At 66.8% G+C, this 11,643-nt stretch carries 12 protein-coding genes and 1 tRNA gene; 7 read left to right on the top strand and 6 right to left on the bottom strand.

The features are described from left to right. Positions 1 to 79: 79 nt before the first annotated feature. Together INQ42_RS03530 and INQ42_RS03525 are read left to right on the top strand one after the other, a co-directional pair. The gene (locus INQ42_RS03530; RefSeq protein ID WP_194035167.1) at positions 80 to 1,333 is read left to right on the top strand and encodes a DNA/RNA non-specific endonuclease; all 1,254 of its coding nucleotides are present in this window, start codon (positions 80 to 82) and stop codon (positions 1,331 to 1,333) included. 36 nt (positions 1,334 to 1,369) lie between these two features. Continuing rightward, on the top strand, positions 1,370 to 1,750 hold the full coding sequence (locus tag INQ42_RS03525) for a hypothetical protein (protein ID WP_194035166.1): 381 nt from the start codon (positions 1,370 to 1,372) through the stop codon (positions 1,748 to 1,750). 100 nt (positions 1,751 to 1,850) lie between these two features. Here INQ42_RS03525 and hutU read toward each other — a convergent pair whose 3' ends face one another. Continuing rightward, positions 1,851 to 3,530 (bottom strand): urocanate hydratase, encoded by a 1,680-nt coding sequence (hutU, locus tag INQ42_RS03520; RefSeq protein WP_194035165.1) that lies wholly within the window; start codon positions 3,528 to 3,530, stop codon positions 1,851 to 1,853. A 126-nt stretch (positions 3,531 to 3,656) separates the two neighbouring features. Between hutU and INQ42_RS03515 the strand changes: the two genes are divergently transcribed. Together INQ42_RS03515 and INQ42_RS03510 are read left to right on the top strand one after the other, a co-directional pair. After that, positions 3,657 to 4,940: an alkaline phosphatase family protein gene (locus INQ42_RS03515; protein ID WP_194035164.1), complete on the top strand. Its 1,284-nt coding sequence runs from the start codon at positions 3,657 to 3,659 to the stop codon at positions 4,938 to 4,940. A gap of 12 nt (positions 4,941 to 4,952) precedes the next feature. Continuing rightward, complete coding sequence (locus INQ42_RS03510) at positions 4,953 to 5,435, top strand: methylated-DNA--[protein]-cysteine S-methyltransferase (RefSeq protein ID WP_194035163.1); 483 nt, start codon at positions 4,953 to 4,955, stop codon at positions 5,433 to 5,435. A 138-nt stretch (positions 5,436 to 5,573) separates the two neighbouring features. On the opposite strand, the gene INQ42_RS03505 is transcribed toward INQ42_RS03510, so the two are convergent. From INQ42_RS03505 to INQ42_RS03485, 5 genes are all read right to left on the bottom strand, one after another. Then, complete coding sequence (locus INQ42_RS03505; protein WP_194035162.1) at positions 5,574 to 6,080, bottom strand: hypothetical protein; 507 nt, start codon at positions 6,078 to 6,080, stop codon at positions 5,574 to 5,576. 74 nt (positions 6,081 to 6,154) lie between these two features. Beyond that, positions 6,155 to 7,075 (bottom strand): 30S ribosomal protein S6--L-glutamate ligase, encoded by a 921-nt coding sequence (gene rimK / locus INQ42_RS03500; RefSeq protein WP_194035161.1) that lies wholly within the window; start codon positions 7,073 to 7,075, stop codon positions 6,155 to 6,157. Next, positions 7,072 to 7,551, bottom strand: coding sequence for an ATP-dependent zinc protease family protein (locus INQ42_RS03495; protein ID WP_194035160.1), 480 nt, complete (start codon positions 7,549 to 7,551; stop codon positions 7,072 to 7,074). Before INQ42_RS03495 ends, rimK begins: the two co-directional genes overlap by 4 nt. 85 nt (positions 7,552 to 7,636) lie before the next feature. Then, positions 7,637 to 7,710, bottom strand: a tRNA-Gly gene (locus INQ42_RS03490). Positions 7,711 to 7,756: 46 nt separating this feature from the next. Next, positions 7,757 to 9,604 (bottom strand): autotransporter domain-containing protein, encoded by a 1,848-nt coding sequence (locus tag INQ42_RS03485; protein WP_194035159.1) that lies wholly within the window; start codon positions 9,602 to 9,604, stop codon positions 7,757 to 7,759. 178 nt (positions 9,605 to 9,782) lie between these two features. Between INQ42_RS03485 and thiS the strand changes: the two genes are divergently transcribed. The 3 genes from thiS (at position 9,783) to trmB (ending at position 11,620) form a co-directional block, all read left to right on the top strand. Further along, complete coding sequence (gene thiS / locus INQ42_RS03480; protein ID WP_194035158.1) at positions 9,783 to 9,983, top strand: sulfur carrier protein ThiS; 201 nt, start codon at positions 9,783 to 9,785, stop codon at positions 9,981 to 9,983. A gap of 72 nt (positions 9,984 to 10,055) precedes the next feature. Beyond that, the gene (locus tag INQ42_RS03475; RefSeq protein ID WP_194035157.1) at positions 10,056 to 10,865 is read left to right on the top strand and encodes a thiazole synthase; all 810 of its coding nucleotides are present in this window, start codon (positions 10,056 to 10,058) and stop codon (positions 10,863 to 10,865) included. Beyond that, positions 10,865 to 11,620 carry a tRNA (guanosine(46)-N7)-methyltransferase TrmB gene (gene trmB / locus INQ42_RS03470; RefSeq protein WP_194035156.1) on the top strand — a complete coding sequence of 252 codons (756 nt, stop codon included), beginning with the start codon at positions 10,865 to 10,867 and terminating at the stop codon, positions 11,618 to 11,620. The genes INQ42_RS03475 and trmB overlap by 1 nt, the downstream gene beginning before the upstream one ends. Positions 11,621 to 11,643: the final 23 nt, after the last annotated feature.

Genomic DNA, 11,643 nt, shown 5'->3' with positions numbered 1-11,643 from the left:
TTTCCCCCAATGGCGGCTGGGGGAGTGCGAACGCTAGATTCAGCGGAGCAATGCCCCGCTCACTTTCCAGCGTGCCGCCATGTCGCTCACTCCCAGCCTGAATCTCCCGTCGCCCGCGCAACCCTGGGGCAGCTTCCTGCGCGGATTGCCGTGCCCGCTCCGGCCCGACAGCGGCGACGGTGCGCGGCTGGACAAGCGCATCCTCGCGGCCGACCCGGCCGAGGTGAGCTTCGATCTGGACAAGGCGTCGGTGCGCAACCAGGACGTCAGGGAAAGCGGCGCCAATACCACCTACACGGCCACGGCCGACATGACGATCGCAGCGCCGGACGGCAGCAGCACGAGCGTTCCGGTGCGCTACGAAGTGACCCTCCGCAACGAGAACGCGAGGCCCGAACAGATGCGCGCGGTGAATCCGTTTGATCCCGCCACGATTCCCGACCGGACCCGGATCGAAATCCACGGCAAGGACTACGCCGGCACCGCGCTGGAGCCGGCTTTCAGCGCACTGGCCAAGGCCAACGGGCTGGCGTCCATTAGCGACCTGCGCCTGTCGCTGGAGATGCTCGACAAGGGCAAGCTGCGGGTCATGAGCGGATCGGAGCGGCTGTTTGACGCCCCGCGCGACGGCGGGCCGTCTTCCTACCCCGCCGACCGCCAGGACTTTACCCGCCACACGACCCTGCTCGCCGATCCAACGGGCAGCGAGCTGGGCGGCTACTCGCGCATGCTCTTGACCGGCAAGGTTCCCGACTCGACGGTGGTACTCGCCGAGACGGTCAACGGCAACGAGATCCACGGCACCGTGACCGAGGCCGGATCCGGCGAGGTCAACGACATCACCTGGACGCTGGACGCTGAAGGACGTCCGGCCTCCGCCGAAGCCACCCTGACCTGGGAGCCGAGCAGCCGGGGACGCGCGTCCGACCGGATCGAGGTCAACGCGCAGAGCGGCTTCCGCAAGGACAACGACATGAAGGGCACGCCGGACGACGTGGGGCACATCATCGCCTACCGCTTCGCAAACGGGCACGGCCCGGTCAACATGTTTCCGCAGTTCGGCCTTTTCAACCGCGGTGCCTATGCGCGTCTGGAGCAGGAATGGGGCGACTGGCTGGCCAAGGGCATGGAGGTGTCGATCGAGGTGGAACTGGTCGGCGGCACGTCCCAGCGTCCCGACGAGGTCCACGTGGACTACAAGGTCATCGATCCCGACAGCGGCGCGGTGGTCGATGACCCGTCACTGATCGCTTTCGCCAACGCCGATGGCCAGGCCTTTGACGCGATCGCCGGTGCCGGCATGGACGAGATGATCGACAGAGCGACGGCCTGAGGCCAGACTGGCGCGCATCTCTGAACGGGTATTCGCATGGACAGGAATGAACTGATTGCCAGGCTCGGCCAACTGCTGGTGGCGGACCCGGCGGTCTCGGACGGGCGTTGGGACGGCTATGCACTGATCGCGCGGTACGGCGACGGCGCGCTGGCACGTCGCCTCAGCGGCTTCCGCTACCACGACGGCGCTGCCGCCGAGGCCGCGACACCCCGCGACCCCGCCATCGGCGAGACGTTCGACGCGTTGCGTACCGCGACCCTCGTCCCGGGCAAGGCGCCGTGGGACGCCTGTGTCCTGCGGATCCGCCGCGACACCGGCAAGATCAAGGTCGACTTCGAATACGACGAGCCGGAGCAATGGGACATCACGCCCGACACCCTGGCTGCCGTCGCGGAGCGTGCGCGCCCGGCGTAATTCGCGCGTTCGTCTATCAGCGAAGCGCGTTCCTAACCGGCGCCGGCCTCTCCCACTACGCGCCCGGGCGTGCCAAAGCCCGACGCAGGCCGTCGACGCGTTACAGCATCGGCAGATCCAAGCCCTTCTCGCGCGCGCACTCCCTGGCGATTTCGTAACCCGCGTCTGCGTGCCGCATGACGCCGGTCGCGGGGTCGTTCCACAGGACGTGCGCGATGCGCTTGTCGGCGGCCTCGCTGCCGTCGCAGACGATGACCACGCCGGAGTGCTGCGAGTAGCCCATGCCCACGCCGCCGCCGTGGTGCAGTGACACCCAGGTCGCGCCGCCGGCCACATTGAGCATCGCGTTGAGCAGCGGCCAGTCGGACACCGCGTCGCTGCCGTCGCGCATTGACTCGGTCTCGCGGTTGGGCGAGGCGACCGAACCACTGTCGAGATGATCGCGGCCGATCACCACCGGCGCCTTCAGCTCACCGTTGCGGACCATTTCGTTGAACGCCAGGCCCAGCTTGTCGCGCAGGCCCAGGCCGACCCAGCAGATGCGCGCCGGCAGGCCCTGGAACTCGATGCGATCGCGCGCCATGTCCAGCCAGGTGTGCAGGTGGGCGTCGTCGGGAATGAGTTCCTTGACCTTGGCGTCAGTCCGGTAGATGTCCTCCGGGTCGCCGCTCAGCGCGACCCATCGGAATGGACCGATGCCCTTGCAGAACAGCGGACGCACATAGGCGGGAACGAAGCCGGGGAAGTCAAAGGCGTTGGTGCAGCCGTCGTTGAACGCCATCTGGCGGATGTTGTTGCCATAGTCGAAGGTCGGAATGCCCTGCGCATGGAACTCCAGCATCGCCTCGACGTGCTTGCGCATCGAGTGCATCGCCGCGTCGCGGATCCGGCCGGGAGAATCGCGCTGTCCCTCCTGCCACTCCTCCACGGTCAGCCCGATCGGCAGGTAGCCGTGCACCGGGTCATGCGCGCTGGTCTGGTCGGTGACCGCGTCGGGGCGCACGCCGCGACGGACCAGTTCGGGCAGGATCACCGCCGCATTGCCCAGCAGCGCGATCGACTTTGCCTCACCGGCGGCGGTGTATTTCCCGATCCGGGCCAGGGCGTCGTCCAGATCGGTGGCCTGCTCGTCGACGTAGCGGGTGCGCAGGCGCATGTCGATGCGGCTCTGCTGGCATTCGATGTTGAGGCTGCACGCGCCGGCGAGACTGGCCGCCAGTGGTTGGGCGCCACCCATGCCGCCCAGCCCGGCGGTCAGGATCCAGCGGCCCTTGAGGCGGCCGCCGTAATGCTGGCGCCCCATTTCCACGAAGGTCTCGTAGGTCCCCTGCACGATCCCCTGGCTGCCGATGTAGATCCAGCTGCCCGCGGTCATCTGGCCATACATCATCAGGCCCTTGCGATCGAGCTCGTTGAAGTGCTCCCAGTTCGCCCAGTGCGGCACCAGGTTGGAGTTGGCGATCAGCACCCGCGGCGCATCCGCGTGGGTCCTGAAGACACCGACCGGCTTGCCCGACTGCACCAGCAGCGTCTGGTCATCGTCAAGCGTCTTGAGCGACGCGATGATTGCGTCGTAGCTCTCCCAGTCGCGCGCGGCGCGGCCGATGCCGCCGTAGACCACCAGGCTGGTCGGGTCCTCGGCCACCTCCGCGTCCAGATTGTTCTGCAGCATCCGGAACGCAGCCTCGGTCAGCCAGGACCTGCACGTGAGTTGGCTGCCACGCGGGGAGCGGATGACGCGGTCGGGATCGGTGCGCGTGTGGGTCACGGGACTGGACATGACAAACCCTGTCGGTAATCGATAGGACGGGGATTATCGCATCGCCTCCCGCTGCGGGTCTCCAGCGCCAGGAAACACGGACTTCCGGCACGCACGACCGCGACATGCAGACGCTAGGATGGGGTGATGCATCCATTCAAATTCGCGGCCCGGTCCGCACTCACGACGTTCTTCGCGCTGGCCCTGCTGGCCTGTACTTCACTCCCCCACGGCGACCCCAATGCCGCCGCGACGACGCCGCCGCCGCAGGTCTTGCTGGTGTCACTGGACGGCTTCCGGCCGGACTATCTGGAGCTGGGCATGACGCCGAACCTGGAACGCATCAGCGAGCACGGCGTGCAGGCGGAATGGATGACACCGTCCTATCCCAGCCTGACTTTCCCCAACCACTTCACCATCGTTACCGGCAAGCGCCCCGACCACCACGGCATCGTCCACAACTCGATGCGCGACCCGGAGCTGGGCAAGTTCAGCCTGGGCAACCGCGAGGCCGTGTCGGACGGCCGCTGGTGGGAAGGCGAGCCGATCTGGGTGACCGTCGAGAAGGCCGGGTTGCGCGCTGGCACGATGTTCTGGCCAGGCTCGGAGGCGGCGATCGGCGGCATCCAGGCCAGCCACTGGAAGCCCTTCGACGGCAAGATGCCGATGGCAGATCGGGTAGATGCCGTGTTGGCCTGGCTGGCGGAACCCGAAGCCACCCGCCCGCGTTTCAGCACCCTCTACTTCGAGGCGGTCGACAGCGCGGCGCACGCCAACGGGCCGGATTCCGAGGAGGCGCACGCGGCGATCCGCGACATAGATGCCGCGATGGGCCGCCTGCTGGACGGGATCGATGCGCTTGGGCTGGCAAGGGAACTCAACGTGGTGGTGGTGTCCGACCACGGCATGGCCACCGTCCCTCCGTACCAGTTTGTGGTGATCGAGGACATGGTCGATCCCGCCGATGCCGAATTCGTGACCGCCGGCCAGTCCGTCGGATTCTTGCCCCGGCCCGGTCGCCACGCCGCAGCCGAGTCCCAGTTGCTCGGCGCGCACGACCACTACGACTGCTGGCGCAAGGGCGAACTGCCCGAGCGCTGGCACTACGGCACCCACCCGCGCGTGCCACCGATCATCTGCCAGATGCACGAAGGCTACGACGCCCTGCGCCGCGCCTGGCTGGAGACGCGCTCCAAAACGGATGACCGCGGCTCGCACGGCTTCGATCCCGCCCTGCCTTCGATGCGGGCGATTTTCCTCGCCCGCGGACCGGCGTTCCGCGAAAACGCCCGTGTCCCCGCGTTCGACAACATCGATGTTTATCCTCTGCTGATGTCCATACTGGACGTCGAGCCGGCAGCGAACGACGGCGGTGACGGCGCGATGGAGTCACTCAAGCCCGGCGCACGGAGGTCGGCCGGCGCACCCTGATGAGACCCTGACATGATCGTGTTCACCACCATCGACAGCCCCGTGGGGCCGCTATTGCTCGCAGCAGATGCGGACGGGCTGCGCCTGATCGAATTCAGCAAACCGCGCCATCCCGTAAAACGCGGCGCCGAATGGCAGGAGGGCTCGCACCCGACCCTGGACGCGACCCGGACGCAACTGGACGAATACTTTGCCGGTCGGCGTACGGGTTTCGACCTGCCGCTATCGCCGCAGGGAACCTTGTTCCAGCGCGATATCTGGGCGGCACTGGCGCAGATTCCGTATGGGCAGACCGTCACCTACGGCGACGTGGCGAGCCGCGCAGGACATCCGGGCGCGGTGCGTGCTGTCGGTGCTGCCGTGGGTCGCAACCCGGTGCCAATTGTGGTCCCCTGCCACCGCGTTGTAGGTACCGATGGCAGCATGACCGGCTTCTCCGGCGGACTTCCGGTCAAGCGCCAACTTCTGGTCCTGGAAGGCGCCGTGCCCGCATAAAAAAACCCAGGCGCGGGGCCACCGAGCCTGGGTCAATAGGGTTGTTGCCCCGATACCGCCTGAAGCCTTGTTGCGGTGAATCCAAGCTACAGCGCGATAACGTAAGTCACTGTTAAGAAACGCGTTAATAAATCGCTATTACATTCCGCTCTGGTCCAGCGGACCTTCCGCCGGGATGATCTCGCGCAGATATTGCTTGCCGCCTTCTCGCGTCTTGCGGCGCTCGGCCAGGGTCATGCATTTGTTGATCGGCAGTTTGCTGCCCGTGGGACGCTCGCGCCGGCAGATCACCCGACTGTCTTCCTCAGCTTGAGCGAGTATTTGGTTGAGCTCTTCCTGCCGATTGAATACATCCACCCGGGGCAGAGGCGGCAGCGTGGCGATGGACCCGCTGCGATCGATGATCGCCTTGATCTCTGTCATCAACGTCAGCGCCCGGCTGCGCTGCTCGGGGGTGATCTCCTCGTACGTATTGCTGTTGTCGAGCTGATGGATGATCGCCTTCTCGTAAACGCTGAAATCCTCGATCGTCTCGATATCGAGCGGCTGCGGCGCGCTCGTCTCGGCAGCCACCAGCGGCCCGGCGAGCATCGCAAAAAGCATCGGCAGCGCAATCCTTGCGGCGAGTGAAGCGGAACGTTTCATTGTCAATTCCCTGTTTTTGATGTTGGCTGCCGACGAACTGCGGATCAGCAACGTTCACACAATGTTCACCGGATTCACTTCGCGGTCAAGTTTTTCACCACGCGTGGTTTGACCTTCTGCGCCTGATAACGATGCGTCGCGTACTGGATGATCTCCCCCGCCACATCCACGCCGCTCACGCTCTCGATACCTTCCAGGCCAGGCGAGGCGTTCACTTCCAGCACCAGTGGGCCGCGATGGGACCGGACCAGGTCGACGCCGGCGACCCCGAGTCCGAGCACGCGTGCCGCACGGATCGCCGCGTCCTGCTCCGCGCGGGTGGCCTTGGCGGCCTGCGCGCTGCCACCGCGGTGCAGGTTGGAGCGGAAGTCCCCGATCGGCGCCTGCCGCTTCATCGCCGCCACCACCTTGTTGCCCACCACGAAACAGCGCAGGTCGGCGCCGTCGGCTTCGGGGATGAACTCCTGCACCAGGAATTGCGCATACAGCCCGCGCAGCGCCTCGATCACCCCGCGTGAGGCCGACAGTTTCTCGGTCAGCATGACGCCGGCGCCTTGGGTGCCTTCGTTGAGCTTGATGACATGCGGCGGTGGTCCGAGCATTTCCAACAGGTCGACGGTGTCGTCCGGGTTGTCGCCGAACACCGTCACCGGCATGCCGATGCCCTGCGCCGCCAGCATCTGGTGACTGCGAAGTTTGTCGCGCGCACGCAGGATTGCATCCGAGGAGTTGATGCTGAGGGTGCCCATCAGCTCGAACTGGCGAAGCACTGCGGTCCCGTAGCGGGTAACCGAAGTGCCGATACGTGGGATCACCACCTGGAACCCGGAAATGGGACGGCTCTTGTAGCGCATGGCGAAGCCGCCGCTGGAGATGTGCATGTAGCAGCGCAGCGGATCCAGCGTGCGCACGGTGTGGCCCTGCGCACGCGCCGCCTCCACGAGTCGGCGGGTCGAATACAGCTTGGCATTGCGCGTGAGGATCGCAAATTTCATGGATGGTGCGCCGGTAGGGAGGTGCTGGGAGCGTCGGCTGCAACAAGGACCCGCCGCCCGTGGAGAAACGACCGTGCCGGATCGACGGTGAAGGCACGGGCCATGGCGGTTCGTCCCAGCAGCATCGGGAACAGCATGCGCCGGCGATCGGTCAGGTTGATGTCGATCTCGCGCTCGATGCCCCCCAGACGCAGCGAGGTACGGATGAACGCACGCCGGGTGCGGTGGCCGCCAGAGTCGGTCACGTCGCGCTCGTCTGCCAGCACGGCGGCGCCTTCCACCGCGCCGGTACCGTTGGCGCCGGGCGTGACGCGGAAGCCGACCCACGGCTGGCCGTTCTCGAAGAATCGCCACTGCGCATCAACATGCAGCGCCGAGGTGCGCGCGCCGCTGTCCACTTTCGCCCGGATCCCGCCCAGCCCCAGGCCAGGCAGATCAACCCATTCACGCCAACCAAGCACCACCGGCAGTGTCATGCCCTTACTCCACTCCAACGCCGATCCAATTGACGATCCAATAAAAACGGCGGCCCCGTCCATCAGGACCGGGCCGCCGCGTATGTGGAGCGGGTGAAGGGAATCGAACCCTCGTCAGTTGCTTGGGAAGCAACAGCTCTACCATTGAGCTACACCCGCGTGCTGCAAAGTTTAATGCGTTTGCCGCCGCGCGGGGAGTCGCGGATCAGAAGTTTCCGCCGAGCGTCGCGAACACCGTGGTGTTGCTGCCGCCGCTCTGGCCGGCGGTCAGGCTGGTGCCCAGGTTTGTCTCCAGGCCCATCAACCGCGTGCGTGCGCCCAGGGTGAGGGTGCCGTAGGTGTCGTCGAAGGCCACGCCGGGCACCGCGAAGGGCGCCGCGCCTGGCATCGACTGCAGGCGCGCAAAGGCTTCGCGCGGCATGTCCTCGAACTCGCGGTCCACGGTCAGCCGCGCATACGGCTGCAGCTGCTCGCTGGCGGCGTAACGCATCTGCCAGCCGGCGGTGCCGATCAGCGAGTCGAACCTGTGCTCCGGGTAGGCAAGCGAAGTCGAGAGCTGCGAGTCGCTTTCTGCAAACCCGTCGATCTGGATCTTCTGAGCGAGCACGCCCACCACGGGACCGTGGCGCAGGGCGCCGTCGCCGAACTCCAAGCCGGCGTTCAATCCAGCGGTGACATTGCTGCCGTCCACGTCCGCGCGATGGATCCGGGTGGACCGGCCCAGGTTGACCTGGCGCTTGATGTCCATGCCCAGCTGGCTGTAGCCCAGTTGGCCGTTGACCCACGCACCGGTAGTCGACGCCCAGCCAATGTAGCCGCCCAGAGTGGCTTCGCTCTGGTTGAAGCTGCCGCCGCTGCGGCCCCAGTCCTGGCTGGCCTTGCCGTAGCCGCCGAAGGCGCCCAACGTCACGCCGTTGTTGTGCCAGTCGATGCCGACCGTCATCGCGGGAACGGCACCGTCGTACATGTCGCCATGGTCGTAGCGCTGGAAGTCGCCGCGCACGTCCGCCCACCAACGCTTGCCGTCGGTCATCGTGGTGCCGCTGGCCTGCGCCGCGACCCGGTCTGCGCGCGCGCGACCCGTGACCGCTGCGGAGTGTGTCAACACCGCCATCTGCCGCGGCGCGTCCAGGATCGATGTCGCGTAATCGGCGATCACCTCGTGTGCCGCGCCGGAGGGATGTACGCCATCGGCGAAGGCGTAACTCGTCGCGGCATCCGGCGTCACATAGGTGCCCGGCTGGCAGGTCACCGACTGCGCGCTGATCTGCGGCTGGCAGGCAGTCCCGGTGATGTTGGTGAAACCGAAGTCGGCCGGATTGGCCGCCACCTCCTGGAACAGGTGGAACATGTCCAGCGGAATCACCCGCAGGCCGCTCGCAGACAGGCCGCCATAAAGCGCGTCGTTGTAGACGCTTGCCAACTGGGTCAACTGGCCCTGCGCCACCGCGCCCTGCGCCCGTGCCGACGGGGTCAGCCCCAGGTCGGGGATGCTCGGTACCAGCACGTAGCGGGCACCGGCGGACTGCAAGGCTCCGATCGCGCCGATCTGCGAGGCGACCGCGGAACCGATCGTCGCCTGCACCGGAGCGCCCTGAGCGACGGCGAACAGGTCGTTGTTGCCGCCCCACACGGTGTACAGCGCGTTGCCATCCGCCACACCGCCGGTGGCAGCCAGATAGGTGTTCACCTGGGTGCTCATGGACGGGGTGAAACCCAGCGCCCCGACCGCATCCTGGCCCGATCGGGCGCCGCCCACGGCGTAGTTGCTGCCGCCCTGGTTGGCCGCGTTCGCGTCGGTGCCGTAGATGTCGGCCAGGTACTCGGACCACACCAGCCACGGGTTGGTGGTGAACTTGCCCAGGATCCCCGCCTGCGGACCGACCGCGCCCACCAGCACCGGCCGGAAATGCCCGGAGTCGGTCAGGCTGTCACCGAAGAAAATCGTCTGCGAGTACGGCTGGGTGTAGTTGGCCGGCGCGGCGGACTGGGCGAGCGCGGGCGCGGCGGCCAGTGCCAGCGAAACGGCGAGAACGGAACGAAGGGGTTTCATCGGCGAGCTCCTGCAAACGGACGATCGGGAAAGTCAGGGGAAACGGCATCCTGCCGGCGACCTGGATATGGCGTCGTTTCAGCGGCCGCAACCGCCGGGCCGCCCAAGGATACATCCGCCAACGACGGCGTTCAGCCGGTCGCTGGCCTCCCGCGTCCGCGCGCACGACAATGGTCCGATGAACATCACTCTCAATGGCGAGTCGCGCGCACTCGCGGCACCCACGACGGTCCTGGATCTGCTGGCCTCCGAAGGGCTGGCCGAGCGCCGTGTCGCGGTCGAGGTCAACGGCGAGATTGTCCCGCGCAGCCAGCATGCCGGTCGGACACTGGCCGACGGCGACAAGGTCGAGATCGTCCACGCGCTTGGTGGCGGCTGATCCGGAAAGCTGTGCCACAGCGCATGACCGGATGCTCGGGTCACAGCGCGCGAGCGGTGCGATAATCCCCGGATGAACGCACCCAACGTCAACGACCTTCAAGCCGCCGATCCGCTGGTGATCGCCGGCGTCTCCTATTCATCGCGCCTGCTGACCGGCACCGGCAAGTTCGTCGACCTGGACGAGACCCGCCGCGCGACCGAAGCCGCCGGCTCGCAGATCGTCACCGTTGCAATCCGCCGCACCAATATCGGCCAGAACCCCGGCGAGCCCAACCTGCTCGACGTGCTCTCGCCCGACCGATTCACCATCCTTCCCAACACCGCCGGCTGCTACAACGCCGAGGACGCCGTGCGCACCCTGCGTCTGGCCCGCGAACTGCTGGACGGGCGCAATCTGGTGAAGCTGGAAGTGCTGGGCGACCAGCGCACGCTGTATCCCGACGTGGTGCACACGTTGGCGGCAGCGGAGACGCTGGTGAAGGACGGTTTCGACGTCATGGTCTATACCTCCGACGACCCGATCCTGGCCAAGCGCCTGGAGGAAATCGGCTGCATCGCGGTGATGCCGCTGGCGGCACCGATCGGCTCCGGGCTGGGCATCCAGAACAAGTGGAACCTGGTGGAAATCATCGAGAACGCGAAGGTGCCCATCATCGTCGACGCCGGCGTCGGAACGGCCTCGGATGCGGCCATCGCGATGGAGCTGGGCTGCGACGGCGTGCTGATGAACACCGCAATCGCTGGCGCCCGCGAGCCGGTGTTGATGGCGCACGCGATGAAACTGGCGATCCAGGCCGGCCGCGCGGCGTACAAGGCCGGCCGCATTCCGCGCAAGCGCTTCGCCAGCGCCTCCAGCCCGGTGGACGGCCTCATCGACTGATGGCGGACCCCGAGAAGCCGCAAGCCGACGCCCACGTTCCGAGCCCCAGATCGGTTGCCGCCAAGCCCTTTACCGTCAGCGAAGGGCACCGCCAGATCCGCAGCTTCGTTTTGCGCCAGGGGCGGTTCACCCCGGCCCAGCAGCGCGCGTTTGATGAGCAATGGTCACGCTTCGGCATCGACTACACCGGCCAGCCGCGCGACTTCGACGCGATCTTCGGACGCAATGCGCCGCGCGTGCTCGAGATCGGCTTCGGCAACGGCGAGGCGCTGCGCTTCGCCGCCGAGCACGACCCCGCACGCGACCTGATCGGCATCGAGGTTCATGCCCCGGGCGTTGGCCGGCTGTTGAACGCGCTCGCCGCCGCGGATGCAAGCAACGTGCGCGTCTACCACCACGATGCGGTGGAGGTGCTGACCCACGAGGTTGCCGACGGCAGCCTGGACGAGGTACGCATCTACTTCCCGGATCCGTGGCACAAGAAGCGCCACAACAAGCGGCGCCTGGTCCAGGCACCCTTCGCCGAGCTGCTGGTTCGCAAGCTCGCGCCCGGGGGACGCTTGCACCTCGCCACGGATTGGCACGACTATGCCCAGCAGATGTGGGACGTGCTCGACGCCACTGCCGGCATCGTCAACCGCGCCGGTAAGCGCGGTTCGGTAGAGCGGCCGCCGTGGCGCCCACAAACGCACTTCGAGACCCGCGGCCAGAAACTCGGCCACGGTGTCTGGGACCTCATTTACGATCGCTGCTGATGGATCGCTGACCCGACAGGGCA

The sequence above is a fragment of the Lysobacter avium genome (assembly GCF_015209745.1).
In the GTDB taxonomy this organism is placed as follows: Bacteria; Pseudomonadota; Gammaproteobacteria; order Xanthomonadales; family Xanthomonadaceae; genus Novilysobacter; species Novilysobacter avium.
This window is presented reverse-complemented; position numbering and strand designations above follow the sequence as displayed.